Source organism: Poriferisphaera sp. WC338 (genome assembly GCF_050931845.1).
Lineage (GTDB): Bacteria > Planctomycetota > Phycisphaerae > Phycisphaerales > Phycisphaeraceae > Poriferisphaera.
This window is the reverse complement of the sequence record NZ_CP194516.1, coordinates 3,809,734-3,829,696: the sequence shown is the minus strand read 5'-3', so window position 1 is coordinate 3,829,696 and position 19,963 is coordinate 3,809,734. Positions and strand designations below refer to the sequence as shown.

Below are 19,963 nucleotides of genomic sequence, written 5' to 3'. Positions count from 1 at the left end.
CGAGGCGTATGGTTCGGTCGCGTGATTGCTGTGATGTGGTGTGAGGCACGAATCTACATGCACAGAATCACATGGAATATGTCGTCATACCAGCAGGGTGCGATAAGCGTGTTGATGATGAAGCTGAAAGATGATTTGTCTTTGGTGAAAGGTAAGTATGATGATCGTTACAAGCGGCAAGGTTTAACGTTTCAAGGAACCTAATAAAGGTCGTGAGTCGGGAAAATCTTATTTCAGTGGATGAAGATTGTGAGCGGCGCGTTCGGTATTAATGAGTTGGAAGGCGCGGGGTTCTTTTTTGAGAAACTTGATGAGTTGTGAGGCAGAAAGATTTAAATGCTCAGCAGCTGCTTTATGGTCGAAATTGAAATGAGTGAGGGTGTCTAGCGCCTCGGCGAGGAGTGTGGGAAAATCGATGTGTGAGGGGCTACAGGCGATGCGTTCACTTTGGCAGCGTGCGGTCCAAAGCGGACTTGGTGGTCCGAAAGCATGAGCTCGATGTTGTAAAGCGAGATTGATTCGTAGGCGAAAGGTGGCGACCTTGAGGTTCTCGGCTTGAGCGCGACGTTCGGAAGCCTGTGCAGAAATACCGGTGGGTGAATGAGTCAGCACGACAGCAGTTTGGACCTTGTTGCGGTGTTGCCCGCCGGGGCCAGATGCGCGTGTATGAGTGACCTGACACGCTTTTAACAGTTGATCAAGCGGAAGTGAAGATGGATGGGGTGGTAAAGTCATGTGTTGGGACGTATGTTATCATGACACGCTGCAGCAAGCGGGTGGTAGCGGCACCATGTACCGTTTGCTGGCTGACAGCACATGTGACACAATCAGAGAACAGTTTGAGTCAGCACAATATTACGGGTTCGTCTTTGTCAGAATCAGATCAACAATCAGAACAGAAAATGTCGGCAGCGGAAGGCCAGCTTGCGGCATTAGATACGTGGATGAATCATGCGCCGTGGCACCCGCGGATGGTGCCGTTTGTGGTGTATGTTGGCTTTCTGGTGATTATTTCTGCGGGTGTGAGTTATGTCGGATTGTGGACGTATCCGGTGCTGTACGTACTGCAATGTAGTTTGGTGCTTTGGCTTCTTGTGCGGTATCGCAAGCTTTTGTCAGAATTGAATTGGAAGTTTCACTGGAGTGCGGTGCCGAGCGGTTTGTTTCTGACGTTTGCTTGGATTGCTTTGGGCAAATGGATGTCGGGCTTGTCACAAGCGTTTAATTACAGTGAGGTTGAGCACGATTTTGACAAGATGGCAGCTTTGCAAGGTAGCGCGAATCAGGCGATGTACTGGTCGTCGATTAGCCTGCGATTGTTGGGAATGTCGATCGTAGTACCGATGTTTGAGGAGCTGTTTACGCGGTCACTTTGCCTGAGGGCGCTGCATAGCTGGAAAGCGACGTGGTTGGGAATCAAGCAGGTACTGCACGATTTGCCGGGGGTGGGGGATTGGTTCATGCACACGCAGGCGGGCAAGGCGGCTTCCGTTGCAGAGCCGGCGTTCACCAGTGAGTTTGAGCGGACGAAGCTCGGTGATGTCAGCGTATTTGCGATCGTAGCCTCGACGCTGGTTTTTATGGCGTCGCATGTTCCACGAGACTGGCCGGGTTGCATTGCGTGTGGGGTAATCTGGTGTCTCATGGTGAAATGGACCAACCGGGAGGGCAAGAAGCAGTACGGTCTCGGACCGGTGATCTGGTCGCACGGCATCACTAACGCGGCCCTGTGGGGGTATTGCATGTATGTCGGTAGCTGGGAATTTCTTTAAGACTGCTGTTGGGTAGGGTACAAATATAAGACGTGAATATAAGAGGGCAAGATGTTTAAGCAACTGCATCTTGGCGATGGCATGTGGATGTCAAAATAGGGGGTTATGTGTCGGTGTGGCTGATATTTTCGGACACTAGGGGGTGAAGCTGGGTTTCGGCGAACGGCAGGCTGAGTTACAATTCGGTTGTCATGGAGGACAAGCGAACACAAAAAGCGTTGGATGAGCTGGCCGATCTTTTTTTAACGGGCATCTCTTCAGAAGTTAACGATACATCGCAGGAGCAGGGCGAGGCTGGTCAAGGTATGGGGCCGGCCGCTGATGCTGCGCAGGGTGGGGAGTCTGGAGCGGACATGAAGGACGAGAAAGCGCAACAGCCGACAGATGTGAATGGTGGGGTAAGCAGTGTACCACAGCCGCGAGTAGGTGGAATGCAATTGGTTGAAAGCACTGACGGAAAGCGTGGCGGTTTGGTGAAGCTGCGCGCTAAGACTGGTGCGGGTGTGAGTGCAGATAGTGCTGGAAGTGGCAAGCCATTAGGGAGGGCAGCAGAACTGGTAGCCGGGAGTGCTCAAGCAACTCAATCTGCACCACCTCTGAAAATGAGTGTGAATACTGATGGGCATGTCAGTGATCAAGCTGATGAAGAAGTGACATCCATTCACTCGGAAGGTAGTGAAGCGCAGACCGTCTTGCCGAATATGGTGAAACTCTCACCTAAGGTGATGAAAGCAATCAGCCACAAAACGAATGCCGAAACAGAAACAGAATTAGAGCAAGAACTCAAGCGCGTTGAGAAAGAGATTGGTGCCGTAGTCCAAGAGCAGGACATGCTTTTGCGTGATGAGGTGGAAGGATTGATCGGTGAAACAGATCATGAAGAGATGTTTGTCGTCAATCAACCGCCAGCTGATCACGTGGATGATGGTGTTTATCGGGTGAGTGGTGAGATCCAAGATGATCAAAATGAAAATCGAGAAGAAGTAATTGCTACACAGCTCCGCGAGCATGAGGAGGATGACATGGTGGAAGTCAAGGTCAATCGTGCAGCATTTGTAGAAGCGGTTTATCTTGGAAATTTACCAGGTGTAAGTGGTCCGTGGCTGACACAGTACGCACAACTTGTTGCTCAGGAAGAAGGTCCGGTAGCAGTCCTTCACGTTGATGATGAGCAGATTGATCTTGAACTGGTGGAGCCAATTGATCCGAACCGTCGTGGGCCAGCAGAGCGTGTGGATCGTCGCATGCGCCCTCGTGGTAGTGATGATGCTAAGCTAACCGATGTGTTAGATGAATTGCTCTCTGGTGAATCACGTGTGCGAACGATCTTGGTGCATCTTGATGCGATAGTGGATACCGAAGCACATGTGCGTAGTCGTGTGTTTGATGATGTGACGGTTTGTTGTGGTTGTGACGACATGGCGGTCATGAGTGTAATCAGTTTGCTGCGCGCGAGTGCTGAAGATTTTGAGGACGCCTATGGCAAAAAGAACGTTGGTCTCATGATCATGGGGGCCGACGAATCCGCAAGCCGGTCCGCTGCTGCGAAGATCAGTGCTCAAGTCACAGGTGAACTCGGTTGTGATGTGCAGCTTGCCGGTTGGCAACAACAGATGGTTCCAGTTCACGTGACACAACTCGGCAGCTATGTTGGTACGGGTGAGATTTGGCCGGATTTGGTCGGCATGCTCGGTGGACTTGAATTGCCCGGCGAAATTGAAGCTGCGCAAGCCGCCGCTGCTGTGGTCGCTGTTGGTGATCAACCGGAATACGACCATCACTACGCAGAAGCAGGTCCAATCGAGCGTGAACTCATGGCTAAGCATAGTGAAACGTCTGATGCCGTTGCAGAAGTACCTGAAACACAATCGTCTTCAACAGAAGCAATTCTTACCGCCGAATCAGAATCAATCGAAGAATTACAAGAAACCAGTCGCGCTCGAATCAGGGAAGAAACCGTGCACGATGAAGCGGCAGGTCACGCGCTTGAACAACGTGTTCAGACACAAGCCGCCAAGGAAGTTGCTGCGCTTTCGGCAGCTAGGCAGGAAGTCGAAGATGCTCGCCGTCAAGCGATGGTGTCTAAGCGCGAGATAGATGAACTACGCGCGCTGCTTGCAGAAGAAACTGCACGTGTACAGGAACAGATCGAATCACGCATAGCTGGTGCGCGGATGGACACACCTGTCCACGAGTCGCAGCCTGATTCCAAGAAGAAGGTAGAGGCTACTGTTGCAGCTGGAACATCTACTCATGAAAGTCAATCGCGAGATTCAGCCAGCTATCTTCGTGAGATCGAAGCTCCAGTTGAAACACTCATGCTTTCCGAGATGGTGACCAAAATCGGTGGTTCACTCGAGGGTGGTATCCTGCTTGAAGCCTACTGCCCCAAACATCCTGAGATTGAAATCGTTGTCGATGAAAGTGGTGGTTTGCACCTGCTTGGGCAACATGATTCAGAGGATGTTGTTCGTGTGGCTGATGGCACGAAGCAGCAGCTACTCGACGAAGCAGCTCTGCAAGCGGTCGTGATGCAGCTTTTAGAAGCGCGCCAATGGGCCGAAGATCACACCGATCTCCTACAGATGACGCAACGCCAAATGCGAATCGATATGGATCGGCCTGTAGCAATGCATCTATTCACCGATCGCGCTGAGCTTGGCACAGAATTGATTGGCCGCTTTGAAGGCGGACTATATATACACCTGATGCAGGTTGTTGAAGTGAAAGGTGAGCAAGCGGTTTTCTGTACACCACTTGGCTAGGGGAAGTTGAGGATATTGCAATTGTGGAGGTCGCTCAGGAAAGTGTCGATGGGGTAGGGGTGTGGTATTTTATGAGGTGTGGATGATCGGGGCGGTCACAGAATAGGATCATAGATAAGTGGATGGGGGATGATGTGTGGTCGTGGGCTGTGGTTGGCTCGCGAGGGGGTCATGCGGTACTTGCGGGATTGGGTTGGTGATGAGTGAATTGATGGAATTATTGGTTGTTGTCGGCGCGATCACAGTGTTGATGGGCGCGTTTTATGGGATGCAGCTTCGTGCAAAAGAAAAACGTCGACTCATGCGCTGTCCGCAATGCGGTGAAACCGCGCGCGACGATCTCCTTAACAAAGGTAGTTGTGTTCGTTGTGGCTGCGTGCTTCGCTATCCGCCTTCTGAGAACTGATGCACGCTTCAAGTGGCTGGAGAGTAAATATCTCCCGAACCTGCCGAATTGGCAGGTTTTCCGCAATTGATGTGCGGCAAGTGGCGGATTTACAACTATTTAACACGATTTATGATAGCTCAAGCTGGCGCGCGGTTTGCAAGATATAGACTTGTGAAGCGCGTTTTTTCTGTGCGGATTAAATGAAGGTATGGGCCTAACTCGGGTCTGTTCAAACCGCCAGCCGATAAACAGGCAAGATCGATTGTAAGTTTGAGTGAAAACCATGAGCGTAAAGTACAAGGATTACTATGAGATTTTGGGTGTGAAGCGGGATACTAGCGCCGACGAGATTAAGCGCTCATACCGCAAGCTTGCTCAGAAATATCACCCGGATATGAACAAAGATGAGGGGGCGGAGGATCGCTTTAAGGAAGTCAATGAAGCTTATGAAGTGCTTGGTGATGCCGATAAACGTCGTCGATACGATGCGCTCGGTGCGAACTGGAAGGCCGGCCAAGACTTCCGCCCGCCGCCCGGGTTTGAAGGTTATGAGAATGTTCATTTTGGTGGTGGTGGATCTGGCTTTAGCGGCGGCGGCATCAACGACTTCTTCGAGATGCTTTTTGGTGCACGTGGCGGGCAACGCGGTGGTGGAGCGAGTGCTTTTGAAGACATGTTCCGGCAAGCTGGGGGCGGATTTGGTGGTGCTGGGGGTACGCATACCGCTTCCGGCGGAGCTGCTCGAAAAGGACAGGATGTCGAAACCGAACTGATGGTCACGCTCGAAGAAGTATTTCATGGTGGTAGCAGGCAAGTTAGTCTACAGATGCCCGGCGGTGAAACCAAAACCATTGAAGTGAAAATCCCCAAGGGTATCACTGACGGTAAAACTATCCGACTTAAAGGGCAAGGCAGCCCATCTCCCATGGGCGGCCCAGCCGGCGATCTGCGGCTTAAACTCCGCATTATGGCGCACAAAACTTTCGGCATCGCCGGCCACGATCTGCATCAATGCTTGAACCTCCGACCAGATGAAGCTGCGCTCGGTGGTAAGTTTGATGTGAAGGTGGTGGATGGCGAAGTGACGTTAAATGTTCCAGCCGGTGCTCAAAGTGGGCAGAAGATGCGCCTTAAAGGTAAGGGTCTCCCAACAGGAAAAGAAGACGCCCGCGGCGACATGCTTGTAGAACTGCATCTTGTGGTTCCACGTGAATTAACAGAACAACAGAAGCAGGCGTTTGAAAATCTTAGTGAAGCATTAAAAGATTTTGACCCTCGCAAGCCATCATAAGTGCGTGGCGATGTAACGATAACAGTTTGAATATGAAAGATAAATATATTGATAAAAATGGGGCATGTGGTTTGGCTCATGGAAAGGAAGGTTGATCGATGGACATCAATAAGCTGACACAGAAAAGTCAGGAAGCATTGCAAGCAGCGCAGACTGAGGCAAGTCGGCATGGTCACGTCGAGACAGATGTCATTCATTTGCTCGCAGCACTGGTGAAACAAGAGGACGGTTTGATTCCGCGTCTTTTTGAACGGTTAGGTGTTGACCCGGGCGCATTGGAAAACGAGATTGAATCCGTGATTAGCCGCCGAGCGCGCGTCAGTGGCCCCGGTGCAGAGCCAGGCAAGGTTTTTGTTTCGCAGCGCCTTACGCAATTACTCGACGAAGCAGAGCAGGAAGCCAAGCGGCTTAAAGACGAATATGTTTCAACGGAACATCTGATTCTTGCCATGCTGCACGACAAGAACAGCGAAGAAGCAAAGCTACTTGAGAAACACAATGTAAACCGGGATGTATTCTTAGCTGCATTAACACAAGTGAGAGGCAATCAACGCGTCACCAGTGCTTCGCCTGAAGGAACATATGAAGCACTTGAACGTTATGGCCGCGATCTTGTCGCCGCCGCTAAGGAAGGCAAGATGGACCCCGTGATCGGGCGTGATGATGAAATTCGCCGCACGATCCGTATCCTTTCCCGCAAAACAAAAAACAACCCTGTATTGATCGGCGAACCGGGTGTTGGTAAGACTGCCATTGTCGAAGGTTTAGCGCAACGTATTGTGCGCGGTGATGTCCCCGAAGGCCTCAAAGATAAATCAATCTTCTCGTTGGACCTTGGCGCATTGGTCGCTGGCGCGAAGTATCGCGGCGAGTTTGAAGAACGATTAAAAGCAGTTCTGAATGAGATCAAAGAAGCCGCCGGCCAGATTCTTCTGTTTATTGATGAACTGCACACCATTGTCGGTGCAGGTAAAACTGATGGTGCTATGGATGCAGGTAATCTGCTTAAGCCTATGCTCGCACGCGGTGAGCTTCACTGCATCGGCGCGACAACCTTGAACGAGTATCGTCAGTACATCGAAAAAGATGCTGCGCTTGAGCGCCGTTTTCAGCCCGTCTTGGTCGAGCAACCAACCGTGCAGGACACGATCTCGATCCTGCGCGGCTTGCGTGAGCGTTTCGAAGTACACCACGGCGTGCGTATCTTGGATAACGCGCTAGTAAGTGCTGCAACACTCAGCAATCGCTATATTACCGATCGATTTTTACCTGATAAAGCCATCGATCTGGTCGATGAAGCATGCGCGATGATCCGCACGGAAATCGATTCGATGCCCGCGGAGCTGGATGCAATTACACGTCGTGTGATGCAGCTTGAGATCGAAGAAGCTGCTTTGAAGAAAGAAAAAGATGCCGCATCTAAGCAGCGTTTAGACATACTTCGCAAGGAGTTAGCTGAGTCTAAACATGAAGCGGAAACATTGAGAGCACAATGGGAAGCAGAGAAAGGTAGCGCAGATAAATTAAAAGATCTGCGTGAGCAGATTGATCATGTGAAGATTCAGATTCAGCAAGCCGAGCAAGCGTATGATCTGAACAAAGCTGCCGAGTTGAAGTACGGGCAGCTTCCCGAGCTCGAAAAATCACTATCCGAGTTGGAAAAGCATGAAGATACTGTCGGCGATCAATCGTCAGATAACACATCGTTGGTACGGGAGGAAGTTACTGAGGAGGAAATTGCCGATATTGTCAGCAAATGGACCGGCGTACCCGTCACGCGCCTTGTTGAAGGTGAACGTCAAAAACTGCTTCACCTCGATGATGAATTGCACAAACGCGTAATTGGGCAGGACGAGGCAGTTCAACTTGTAGCTGATGCGGTCATCCGCGCCCGCGCCGGGATTAAAGATCCTAAGCGTCCGATCGGATCGTTCATTTTCCTTGGCCCGACTGGCGTTGGGAAAACAGAACTCGCTCGCGCCCTTGCTGAATCGCTCTTTGATAGTGAAGAAAACATCGTTCGTATTGATATGAGCGAGTATATGGAGAAGTTCGCGGTTTCAAGATTGATTGGTGCGCCTCCCGGCTATGTCGGCTATGAAGAGGGCGGGCAATTAACTGAGGCGGTTCGCCGCAAACCTTACAGTGTGATTCTGTTCGATGAAATCGAAAAGGCACATCCAGAAGTTTTCAATGTGCTGCTTCAGATTTTGGATGATGGCCGTGTGACTGATTCGCAAGGCAGAACCGTTAACTTCAAGAATTGCGTCATCATCATGACCAGCAATATTGGTGCGAACTATTTGTTAGATGATGCGGGTTCCGGTAGCGGCGAGATCGGTGATCATGCGCGCAACAGTGTTATGGCAGAATTACGCGGGCATTTCCGTCCGGAATTCTTAAACCGTGTTGATGATGTGGTGTTATTCAAGCCACTCACGCTTACGGAAATTGAAAGCATTGTTGAATTATTGGTCAAGGATATCCGTGATCGTCTTGCCGAACGTAATATTGTTCTTGAGTTAACTGATGGTGCAAAGAAGTATGTTGCTGCGATGGGGTTTGATCCTGTTTATGGTGCTCGGCCACTTAAACGTTATCTTCAACGTGAAGTGGAAACTAAGCTTGGACGCGCACTCATTGGCGGTGAAGTAAACGATGGTCAAACCATTATGATTGATGGCGATGAAGATGATGGGTTAAGTGTTAAAATTCAGCGTTAGTATTAAGTTAGTCAAAAATGATTGGAATACTAAAAGAGAGGTTGCCGTTTCGCAGCCTCTCTTTTGTGTTGAACTTCTGAGTGTGATTGAACGATTCATTGTGTTTATTCAAATGGGTTTATGTCTTATGAAGGTTGAGGTGATGAAAAATTAATCACGAACAGTTTTTATGATCGTTACAGCACCGATGATTCCAGTATATCTCCCGGTGTTCTAGATGGAGATCATCACTTCTGCAATGGTGAATCTCAATATCCCACATTTAGCGGCAGCGCAAACGAACTTTTTGTGGATGGTCATGCTACCTCTAAAGCATGGATTAACGTTGCACAGATTAATAGCTGGTCAAATTTGGCGAACAACATTGAGCAATTGCCCAGTGGAATCTGATCTTCGTCTAAGACGTCTATGATTTGGAGGCTATTCCCGCTGTGCCCCTAAAATTGTGGTTACCTCAAATAGCGAGGCAACCAATGCGGAATGCAAACGTATTCCTAACAAAGAGTAGTTTTAGCTGATTACTCATACATTTATCACGAAGAACCCAACTCGGGCATCTAGTCCGGGCTTTTTTTAACCATTTAATGATGATATGATGATTTTTGTAATGTTCTTGTCATTTTTACCGTCTATGTTGTGTCTGCACATATCGCAGTGAGGGTTAGCGATGTTCAACAAATGTTCTTTCAGTTCCGGCGACCAATCAGCAAGAGCCGCCTTTACCCTAATTGAACTACTTGTAGTCATTTCGATCATTGCACTCTTAATTAGTATCTTACTGCCCGCGCTTGGTGCTGCTCGAGAATCGGCTCAAACGCTTAAGTGCAAAAGTAATCAACGACAACTTGCGACTGCCATGTGGGGTTACGTCACAGACTTCGATGGTCACTTTCCGCAGCCAGCATCTGATAGCCATCTTACTGCTGCCCGCGGGCTGTCTGATTCTGTGAACGCAATTTGGTTCAATGCACTGGATTACTACTTAGATCTACAGAAGAAAAGCTATACAAGTGCATCTAACCGCAACAATGAATCATTTAAACAGGACCCAATTTGGGAGCAGTTTGATGAGGCGGATCAGGAGGATATGCGCACTTATAAAATGAACGAGGAGTTTGGTCATATCACTACAGGTGGCTCAGGCACATGGCAATTTTATCGTGATACAGATATGAAGCAGCCATCAGGTACAGTCTTACTTTTTGATGGACGTGCATTTGATACACCTTCTGTAACGACTGGAAATATTGATTCAGGTGGTTCCGCACGCTTCTCCGGTTACGAAATTTACGTTGGTCTTCGTCACAAAGAGGGTGCAAATGTTGTGTTTGCTGATGCGCATGTTGAGCATGTCAAACAAGAGGTCAGGCAAATGGGCAGTGGTTACCAAGGTTGGTGGGCCGGCGAAACAGCTAGTGGTTCAAAGCAAGGGCCGCAGGAATTGATTTGGCGATTCCGAAGTAAAACATGGTAAGAATGGGATCACGATATACAACACAAAAAACCCGCCTCAATCGAAGCGGGTTTTTTTAATGTCTGTATTTACTTTATGTACTTAAGCCGTGGGGGCTGTTGTGTGTTCATATAGTGCGACATTGTTCAATTCACCAAACGGATTCGTTTCAACGATCTCATTGTATGAATCTTGTTTCCATTCGCCATCAAGCACTAAACGGTAGCGATAGCGTCCGGGCGGAACCTTTACAACCGCTTGCCAGATTCCAAGATTTTCATCCCGGCTAAGTGGCGTCTTCGACGGATTCCAATCATTAAAATCTGCTGCAATGGCTACATTGCCTGCAATTTCGCCCGGTTGCACAAACAATAACCCGCGTGAAGTCGATCGCACACCATAAATCTTGGCCAGCTTCGATTTTAATTTTGCTTGGTCGTCGCCATTCGTTGCGGCGGCCGGTGTGGGTTCCGGTTCAGGGATCGGCGCCATGCGCTCACTAAACCCTTCAGCCTCAACATCAACATCCGTCGCGAGTTTGCCTGCAATCGCCGCTGTGCGGGCCGACAGCGCTTTGGCTCGTTCAACCAGTTCAGCCGCGCGGCTCAGTGCCGGATTGCGCGGCCCCGGTGTTGTAATCGGATCTGGGATGACCTCCCCTGTTTCACTCATCATGACCTCCGTGCGAGGCTTCGGCGGGTTCTCCAACAACCATGCTGCCAACCGCTCAAAATCCTGCATCCCACGCGAAGCGGCATCGTATTCCGTAATCGGCTGCCCAAACGAGGCCGCCTCTTTCAATTTACTATTGAAGTTAATCACCACCGGCAAAAGCTGATCACTAAACTGCTTTTTCAGCTCCGACAAGATCTCTCGTGCGAGTTTTGTCCGCACGTCATACATCGTTGCCAAAACCTTGAATCGAACCTGATGTCCCGCCCGCCGCGCAAGCATCTGTATCGTCTGCTCCTGCTTCACCGAACCTTGCATCGCAAAGTAACCGGTCTCGACGGGAATCAGAACCTCATCTGCTGCACGTAGCGCATTAAAAGTCAAAAGCCCGATTGAGGGTGGGCAGTCAATGATGCAATATTCATATGTATCCTGAACCGTCGAAAGCACCTGAGCCAAGCGGCGATCCCGATCCGGAGCTGTGGCCAACTGTTGTTCGATCCCTGCAAGCGCCATTGTTGACGGCGCAAGATCAAAGTTCCGCGCGATCTGCCAAACTATATCCGCAAACGAAATCGTTCCATCTAATCCAGCTCGCAAAACGTCCGGCACCGCGCGATCAATCTGCGCATCCGGCACTGCCAGCCCCAGCGCGCAATGCGACTGCGGATCCATATCCAACAGTAAAGTCCGACGACCTTTCGCTGCAAGTGTTGCTGCTAGATTGATCGAACAGGTGGTCTTACCACACCCGCCCTTTTGATTGATGATTGCAATCGTACGCACAACTCAGCCCTTTCGTCCCTGAAAACGACTGGCTGGCTCAGGCTTACATCTCCACCCCATTCAAGCCTGGACCCTGCTGCCTATACATCCTGGCAACGGCTTGACCGTCATCAGACGCATTCAAAGAGCAACACAAAACATGACTGGAACATCCAGTCTCCTCCTCAGTTATCGGGACAGGGCCGAATAATTCCTTAAAACTTAGCCTGAAAAAGCAGAACCACCCCGTCCAGCTTCCCTAACTTCACGCTTATGTTCGCCTGAACAATGTTCACTGGCTTGCCGCATGATCCCAATCGCCCGTGGGTTACAATGTGGTGCATGAACCATGCCCATCTGCGATCATGTTCCGCGCATCCGCCGACCTTTATTCTCGCCAGCAAATCACCTCGCCGAGCGCAGATGCTCCGTGAGCTGGGTCTCCATTTTGAGCAGGCCGAGCCACCCTTTGATGATCCGCCTCAGCCCGAGATGCTGGATCATGAATCACCCGGCGCGCTAGCTGCGCATCTTGCCGAGAAGAAAGCATGTTCGCTTGCCGCCACGATCAGCAAGAATAGCACCATCCTTGCTGCCGACACCATCTGCGTCGACTTCCAAAACAATCTCATTGGCACACCCACCACCGAATCTGAAGCTCGCGAGATGATCCACACTTTTTCGAATTGCGATCATCAAGTTGTTACTGGTGTGTGCCTCATACAAACAAACACTGGTGCTCCATCAACCATCGTCAATCAATTCGCCGACACCGCGACCGTAACGTTGGGTCATCTCACTGATATGCAGATTCAAGACTATCTCCATCTCAACACTTGGCCCGGCAAGGCAGGGGGATACAACCTCACCGAGCGTCTCGAAGTCGGTTGGCCGATCACGGTTGAAGGCGATTCGACTACCGTGGTTGGCTTACCCATGATCAAACTCAAAACGGTTCTCACCAAACTTGGTTTCCTCCCGACATAGTTCTCCCGACCTCCGCCCATCGCACTTACTCGGTACAATAACTCCATGGATGAGCAGCGGATCAAGCGCATCATGTCCGGCGAGGACCAAGACCTTCCTGCAACCAGCTTGCGCGCAATCACCCGCTTGGTCGAACCCATCTATCATTTTGCCACCGCGCTCCGCAACAAAAGTTTCGATCTCGGCTGTCAAAAAGCAACCTCGCTCGGCAGGCCCACCATCTCCATTGGCAATATTACCACCGGCGGCACCGGCAAAACGCCCATCGTCACCGCCTTGTCTAAGCGACTGTTAGACCTTGGCCATAAACCCGCCATCCTCCTTCGTGGTTACAATGCCACCGAAGAAGGCTCCGACGAAGCACAAGCCTACGTTGCCGCACTTGGCAATCGCATTCCTGTCATGCCCAACCCGTCTCGCATTGCCGGTGCCAAGCAGGTTCTGACCGAGCATCCGCAAACCACCGTTTTCTTACTTGACGACGGTTTCCAACACCGCGCCGCTGCACGAAACCTCGACATCGTCCTCATCGACGCGACCAATCCCTTCGGCTATGAGCACATTCTTCCGCGTGGCTTACTCCGTGAGCCACTAACCTCACTCTCCCGTGCCAATGCCATCATCATCACGCGCGCTGATCAGGTTTCCACTGCACAGCTTGAGTCTATTGATCAACGTATTATTAGTATCACTGGCTCAGCTTCTATTGCACAAGCTGCACACCGTTGGACTCATCTGCTTGATCAAGACAATCACCCCCATAACATCAGTTCCCTCACTAACAAGCGCATCGTTGCAGCCGTTGGCATCGGGAATCCAGACGCTTTCAAACAAACGCTGCTTGAATGGCATCCAAATCTTATCACCTTCCATGCTCTGCCAGATCATCACCATTTCACCACGGATGAACTTGCGGCATATTTCACAAATCATAATCCCATCGACGCGCTCGTTGTGACTGAAAAAGATTGGGTCAAGATTAAACCGTTTTTAGTCGATCCTCGACTGCAAGCAAAAACCATCTTGCGGCCTGTGCTTGATGTTCAGTTTCTAAAAGGGGAAGAACAACTCATGCAGCTCATCACCAAGACTCTTTCGATATGAAGCTTTACCAACATCATGATCACTTGATATGCACATAAAAAAACCGGACCAGGATCAGTTAAGACCAACAGGTCCGGTTCGGAGCAAATAGAATACAAACATTATAAGCAACAGTTGTTCTTTGCACTATATCAAAATCAATTTCTTGTAGAAAAAACAACCATGAATAAATCACGGCGGTGTTCTCATGAGCATGCCAATTAATGAATCGGATTGTTTTTCATTTCATCTGTGACAAGCTGAATGTCTATATCACAAACAATCCCTGTTTCATGGTAGGCAATCTCAAGCCGGCCTTGTAATTCATACTCAATCAGGCCCTTCATCAGTTTAGTGCCAAACCCTTTACGCTCCGGTACTTTAACTGTTGGGCCGTCTTTCTCTTCCCAATGAATGTGCAATTGCTTGTTGCTGAGCATATGCCAGCTAACTTTAACATATCCATGTGTATTCGATAAACTCCCATGTTTTGTAGCGTTTACCATCAGTTCATTGAGTGTCATGCAGAGCGGCGAACACGTGCGGCTTGGTAGTACAATCGGTTTGCCATCAAAATGCACACGTGTGTTTTCATCCTTGCAATAAGCATCAAATACAAGTTGCATGAGCGCCATCAGATCAATTCCCTCCCACCGCGATGCCGCAAGTGCTTCATGCGTTCGTGCCATCGCTCGTACCCGACTCACAAACGACTCACGGAATTCATCAAGGTTGCTTGAACGATGGATCGTGTGATCGGCGAGGGCAAGTACTTCCGCAAGATTGTTTTTCACACGGTGGTCTAATTCTTGCATCATGGTTTGTTGCCGTAATTCACCTTTCTTACGCTCAGTGATATCAAGAATCATGGCAATTGCATGGCTTAAGCTCCCATCTCTCCGTCGTACGGCACGTACTGCTGTGATCGCATACAGTGTACTGCCATCCAGTTTGATATATCGTTTGTCGACCATGAAGCCATCCTGCTTCTTAGTCATCAGATTTTGAAATTGTTCGATACTTCCTTGCAGATCATCCGGATGTGTGATTGTGACCCATGTGGTGTTTTTTAAAGATTCAGGATCATAGCCCAGCATTTCACACAGCCGATCATTGACCTCACAAAAGCGACCCTGTTCATCTGTTAACGCCATTCCCACAATACCTAATTCAAAGTACCGTCGAAAATGTTCTTCACTCTCACGTAATGCTGCTTCGGTACGCTTGTGTTGCTCAAGCTCACGATATAATGCATAGGTACGTTTGGTAACTTTTCTTTGTAGCACACGGTTCCAGATCAAAATAAACGTAACCGTGATGATTAGCAGGCCAATCACGATTGCAAAACCAAACAATAGCTTCGGCCAAAGAATCAAATTTGGATCTTTAAGCTTGATCCATTTTCTTTCTACCGCTTTTCGTTCAGCAGGTGTGATTGTGGCCAACCCTTTATCAAGCACACCGTTTAAGATTGGCCAATCCCGCCGCGATCCAATCCGAATCTGATATGACCACGGTGTCTGCCCTACAATTTGAAGATTCGTTAACGCTAAGTGATCAATCAAATAGCTCGCCGAAGCGATATCTGTCACGAACACATCAAATTTTGCAAAGGCAACCCCCTCCAACCCCGCCTTATCATCGATCACACCCGTTACATTGTAGTGTGGGTACTGTGCAGTAAGCTTATCATAGAGTGCGCTGTTATCGACTGCCGCAATCTTCAACCCATCAAGTTTGGTTAGTTTCAAATCACTTGGTGATTGATTCGTGCCGATGATGATTGTTTTGACATCAAAATAAGGGTCCGTGAACAATAAGTACCGGGACCTTGCCGCATTCTGTGCGATGGTCGTAATGACATCGACTTCTTGCCGTTCCGCGGCCTTCAGCAGATCCGCCCACGTGTCGTAATAAATATGAACAAATTTCAATCCTGTGCGCTGGCCAATGAGTTCCATATACTCACGTGCCATGCCAACCTCTTGGCCATGCGCATTGAAGTATAAAAACGGCGGCCAATCCGGCGCACAACCTACACGTACAACCGGATGGTCCTTAATCCATTTCGCTTCTTCTAATGTCAAGCCGACGCCGATTTCAATTTTTGAGGAAGAATAATCTTGGGCGCAAACCTGCGTTTCACCAAAGAACATCAAGCTGCACATCAGAACACAACTGACATGCAATACCTGCCACAAATGAAAACGAAAACAATTAAGACAATTCACACGCCATAACCCAATTTAACTAGGCCATTATTAGAAACATCGGAATATGATCTACATCGGCAATCGTGAACCTAAATAACACCGCCAGAGGTGTAACAATCTACTTTTAAACAGCCAAATCATATATGTGAGATCACGAACCATCATATGTCGGTTTATATGACGCGTCATGTATTTCAATAATTGCCCTATTATCTGACCTTCATTTTCCCAAGCTCAATTTTGTTTGAAGATTGATCACAACTCATTTTGTAACCAAACAGGAATTGGATGGATGGCATAGTGAGCAATCCGGTACCTGCTTCCTTCCCCAGTTTTGCCCCACCCCCCCTCCACCTGCTATAAATACAGGTCTGCGCCGGCCACTCAGCCCCGCAACATGCGATGACGTATCGCATTAGAAATACCCGGACATCAACCAAACAGATGTCGCTGTAAGATCGTGGAGAATTTTCGCATGACACTCAATCTCGCTATCGTCGGCGGTGACGGCACCGGACCCGAAGTCGTCGCTGAAGGACTCAAAGTCCTCGAAGCCGTTGCTAAAGATATGAACTTCACCGTCGGAACTAAAGAATTTCCCTTCGGTGCAAAGCACTTCCTGTCCACCGGCAATGTTCTCACTGATGACGATATCGAGCAACTCAAATCCTACGACGCTATCTACCTCGGTGCCGTCGGCCATCCCGACGTCAAGCCTGGCATCCTTGAAAAAGGTCTCCTCCTCAAGATGCGCTTCGATCTCGATCAATACATCAACCTCCGACCCGTCAAACTCTACGAAGGTATCGAGACCCCCCTTGCAGGCAAGACCACCAAAGACATTGACTTCGTCTGTGTCCGCGAAAATACCGAAGACCTTTATTGTGGAAACGGTGGCCTCACCCGCAAAGGCACACCCAACGAAATCTCAACCCAGGAAATGATTGCCACACGCTTTGGTGCAGAACGCTGCGTTCGTTATGCCTTCGATCTTGCCCGTGCTCGCAAAGCTGCTGGCTACCCCGGTCGACTCACCCTCGTACACAAAACAAACGTCCTCACATACTGCGGCGACACCTGGCACCGCGCCTTCACCGAAGTCGGCGAAGCTGACTACCCAGAAATCGAACGTGATTACCACCACGTCGATGCATGTTGTATGTATATGGTCACTCGCCCAGAACTCTACGACGTTATTGTCGTCCCCAATATGTTCGGCGACATCATCACTGACCTTGGTGCCGCTATTGCAGGCGGCATGGGCATTGCCTCATCAGGCAACCTCAACCCCGACAAATCAAACAACAACCCCTCCATGTTCGAACCCATCCACGGTTCCTCCCCCGACATCGCAGGCCAGAATAAAGCCAACCCGCTCGCTGCCATCGATTCGCTCGCCGTCCTTCTCCAAGAAACCGGCCGTAAGAAAGACGAAGACGTTCTTATTAAAGCAGGCGATCGCGTCGCAAAAGCTGTTCAATCAATCACACACAAATTCACCGGCAAACGCCTTGATCGCTCCGGATTCTCAACCACCGAAATCGGCCAGATGGTCCTCGACGCACTCTAATTAGCGATCACATATAACAACCAAACATAAAACCCGACGTACCTACGCCGGGTTTTTTCATACACAAGGCCTTCAAGTTTAATCTAGTTTTTCCAAGACCACGGGTTCTTACCCGTAGGGTACGATCATGATTATTTCATGGTTAGATCACAATACCAGAACCCAATGTCAACCGCGCAGTTTGATCCGCACGGGCAATCATCGTCCGGATTCTCTGGCCGCTCGTATGTGCGATAAACCTTCTCGCCCGGAATAATCTTCATTGCTTGCTTCATGTGTGGTCCATCATACACAAACGAATGATATTCCCCGTTTTCGCCACAAGGATCTACATTCTCCGGCAGTTCAACAAAGAAATCACGATTCATTTCTTTCCCGACCCAATCTTCACCGAGCTTATCTGCAGTTACGCAACTCGTGATCCCTTTAAATCCATCATGTACAAACTGCTCCGTCAGCGTTTTAGTGTCTTGTTTCCAAAGTGGAAATAACCCTTTAAACCCAGCGCTTTCCAGTTTCTCTTCGCGGTATTTTTTTAAATCTTCAAGAAAGATATCACCAAAAATCGATACTGTGACTCCGTCCGCCTTCAGCTTTGCCATGGCCTTTGCCATTTCATTTTCATAACTCGTCATCGACGGTTTATCATCTAGCATTACTTTCATCAGTGGTAATCCAATTGTATTTGCCTGTTCCTCCAGCAAAGTTTCTCGTACACCATGCATGCTGATACGGCCAAATGTTTTATTCACTGTGGTCAATAACGCCACGACTTCAACCTCATCTTTCTGAAGCACATCATATAATGCTAGTGAGCTATCTTTTCCTCCGCTCCAATTCATCACTGCTTTCGGTTTCACGATCACCACTCCTGTTTACAAATTTGTTCTGCAAACATCATACGTGACCCATCTTTATCCTGCATGGTTTAAGATCATTAGAAACTGACTTCAACACGCAACGTGCCCACCAACGCGCTACGACCCGCCTCGCCCCCCGGATTCACGATCCATTGTAGGTCCGGTTTGATATTAACACTTGCTAAGGCTTGGTATGCATAAAACACTTCTGTTGCGATTTCTCTATCTCTTATAAATGTGCCCTCACTACTCAAGTGTGCCCAGCTATACATGATGCCGCAACGATCATCCGGCCTACCTGCCAGTAAACCCTTATAAACAAGACCCATACCAAGATGATGGTCGACTTCGCTTACGACCCTGTCAGCGTAGCCGTATTGCGCAAACATGCTTAACCCTTCGTCGTTTGCAGGATCTTCAAGGTAGAGCGTTTGGTCAAAGACAAGGTACATGCCGTCTGTGCCTTGAATTTTTCCGCTCCCGTTGACTTTTTCAAGCTCACCTGTAAATCGCCACGCACCCACACCCAATCTGCCCGGAAGATCATTTCGACCCACTACCCAGTTCACACCGCTTTCCGCAATCAAAAAAAGATCCGAAGTGTGATTGATCAATCGGCTCGGCCCACGCAAACCTGTACGAATACCGATTGCGTTTGATCCATCAAAAATACCAATAGAAGCATAGAAAGGATTGTCATCGGTTGCGTGCATGAAGATCGCGCCTCCGAAGGCTGATTCCGGGTACGTGGGTAAGCCAAAGATGGTTGGGCTAAAGCCCGGCGAGGAATGAATAAAATCACCGCCGTGATCAACAAAAGCAAAATCACCATTAACATCCATCTTGCCAACCTTGAACGAAAAACGATCGCCAAGCATTTGCTGGTACCAAAGTTCCGCTATTTGGGTACGGTTCTCGTCGAGGTCAATATTGGAAAATCCTTGTACATCGCCAATTAGCGTATCGCTGCCGTCGTCACCATTGATCGAGTAAGCATCGACGAACACTGTTGCGCCGTTCAGGCCGACCAGCGGTTCAAGTTCGAACGTGAGATTAAGATCAAAAAGCGATCGTAGGGCATGACCACGCGTGCTTTTGCCCCCTTGAAAATTGATCGAGTAATCTGCGGTTAGCGTGCTTTCGACAGAAATGCCACGTGTTTCAAGTTGTGTACGTGTGCCCCACCAATCACCTGTAAAGCTAGCTTCGTCGGCTTGCACCGTACTTATACAGCTAAGTAACACTAGCCCACGAATACTCATCGTCATCATCTTCATCAAAGTCATCCTTATCTAAATCAGCCATTTGAGTCTTGAAAACGTAAGATATTTGATATTTCAACAAATGTACTTTGAATTGTCAAAATTGAGCAGTGTGTATTTCATCTTCCCGTGCTATTCGGTGTAAGAATTAGGGCTTGA

At 49.0% G+C, this 19,963-nt stretch carries 14 protein-coding genes; 9 read left to right on the top strand and 5 right to left on the bottom strand.

What is annotated here, in order from left to right:
- Positions 1-228 precede the first annotated feature (228 nt).
- Entirely contained in the window at positions 229-735 is a 507-nt protein-coding gene (locus tag ACQ6WK_RS15835) for a peptide chain release factor-like protein (protein ID WP_432798361.1), read from the bottom strand.
- 104 nt (positions 736-839) lie between these two features.
- Here ACQ6WK_RS15835 and ACQ6WK_RS15830 point away from each other — a divergent pair, with 104 nt between their 5' ends.
- The 6 genes from ACQ6WK_RS15830 (at position 840) to ACQ6WK_RS15805 (ending at position 10,413) form a co-directional block, all read left to right on the top strand.
- On the top strand, positions 840-1,772 hold the full coding sequence (locus tag ACQ6WK_RS15830) for a CPBP family glutamic-type intramembrane protease (protein WP_432798360.1): 933 nt from the start codon (positions 840-842) through the stop codon (positions 1,770-1,772).
- Positions 1,773-1,963: 191 nt separating this feature from the next.
- Positions 1,964-4,537, top strand: coding sequence for a hypothetical protein (locus tag ACQ6WK_RS15825; RefSeq protein WP_432798359.1), 2,574 nt, complete (start codon positions 1,964-1,966; stop codon positions 4,535-4,537).
- 199 nt (positions 4,538-4,736) lie between these two features.
- Positions 4,737-4,943, top strand: a complete 207-nt coding sequence (locus ACQ6WK_RS15820; protein ID WP_432798358.1) for a hypothetical protein — start codon at positions 4,737-4,739, stop codon at positions 4,941-4,943.
- A 265-nt stretch (positions 4,944-5,208) separates the two neighbouring features.
- A complete protein-coding gene (locus ACQ6WK_RS15815; protein ID WP_432798357.1) occupies positions 5,209-6,216 on the top strand; it encodes a DnaJ C-terminal domain-containing protein in 1,008 nt (335 codons plus the stop codon).
- 98 nt (positions 6,217-6,314) lie between these two features.
- The gene (clpB, locus tag ACQ6WK_RS15810; protein ID WP_432798356.1) at positions 6,315-8,939 is read left to right on the top strand and encodes an ATP-dependent chaperone ClpB; all 2,625 of its coding nucleotides are present in this window, start codon (positions 6,315-6,317) and stop codon (positions 8,937-8,939) included.
- A gap of 667 nt (positions 8,940-9,606) precedes the next feature.
- Positions 9,607-10,413: a prepilin-type N-terminal cleavage/methylation domain-containing protein gene (locus ACQ6WK_RS15805; RefSeq protein ID WP_432798355.1), complete on the top strand. Its 807-nt coding sequence runs from the start codon at positions 9,607-9,609 to the stop codon at positions 10,411-10,413.
- Between the two features lie 81 nt (positions 10,414-10,494).
- On the opposite strand, the gene ACQ6WK_RS15800 is transcribed toward ACQ6WK_RS15805, so the two are convergent.
- Positions 10,495-11,850, bottom strand: a complete 1,356-nt coding sequence (locus tag ACQ6WK_RS15800; protein WP_432798354.1) for an AAA family ATPase — start codon at positions 11,848-11,850, stop codon at positions 10,495-10,497.
- Positions 11,851-12,171: 321 nt separating this feature from the next.
- On the opposite strand from ACQ6WK_RS15800, the gene ACQ6WK_RS15795 reads away from it, so the two are divergent.
- Both ACQ6WK_RS15795 and lpxK read left to right on the top strand, forming a co-directional pair.
- On the top strand, positions 12,172-12,816 hold the full coding sequence (locus ACQ6WK_RS15795) for a Maf family protein (RefSeq protein ID WP_432798353.1): 645 nt from the start codon (positions 12,172-12,174) through the stop codon (positions 12,814-12,816).
- 45 nt (positions 12,817-12,861) lie between these two features.
- Positions 12,862-13,920 (top strand): tetraacyldisaccharide 4'-kinase, encoded by a 1,059-nt coding sequence (gene lpxK / locus ACQ6WK_RS15790; RefSeq protein WP_432798352.1) that lies wholly within the window; start codon positions 12,862-12,864, stop codon positions 13,918-13,920.
- A 200-nt stretch (positions 13,921-14,120) separates the two neighbouring features.
- On the opposite strand, the gene ACQ6WK_RS15785 is transcribed toward lpxK, so the two are convergent.
- Positions 14,121-16,055, bottom strand: a complete 1,935-nt coding sequence (locus ACQ6WK_RS15785; protein WP_432798351.1) for a PAS domain S-box protein — start codon at positions 16,053-16,055, stop codon at positions 14,121-14,123.
- 532 nt (positions 16,056-16,587) lie between these two features.
- Here ACQ6WK_RS15785 and ACQ6WK_RS15780 point away from each other — a divergent pair.
- The gene (locus ACQ6WK_RS15780) at positions 16,588-17,682 is read left to right on the top strand and encodes a 3-isopropylmalate dehydrogenase (protein WP_432798350.1); all 1,095 of its coding nucleotides are present in this window, start codon (positions 16,588-16,590) and stop codon (positions 17,680-17,682) included.
- A 131-nt stretch (positions 17,683-17,813) separates the two neighbouring features.
- Here ACQ6WK_RS15780 and ACQ6WK_RS15775 read toward each other — a convergent pair whose 3' ends face one another.
- Together ACQ6WK_RS15775 and ACQ6WK_RS15770 are read right to left on the bottom strand one after the other, a co-directional pair.
- Positions 17,814-18,542 (bottom strand): diphthine--ammonia ligase, encoded by a 729-nt coding sequence (locus ACQ6WK_RS15775; RefSeq protein WP_432798349.1) that lies wholly within the window; start codon positions 18,540-18,542, stop codon positions 17,814-17,816.
- Between the two features lie 77 nt (positions 18,543-18,619).
- Positions 18,620-19,819 carry a carbohydrate porin gene (locus ACQ6WK_RS15770; RefSeq protein ID WP_432798348.1) on the bottom strand — a complete coding sequence of 400 codons (1,200 nt, stop codon included), beginning with the start codon at positions 19,817-19,819 and terminating at the stop codon, positions 18,620-18,622.
- Positions 19,820-19,963: the final 144 nt, after the last annotated feature.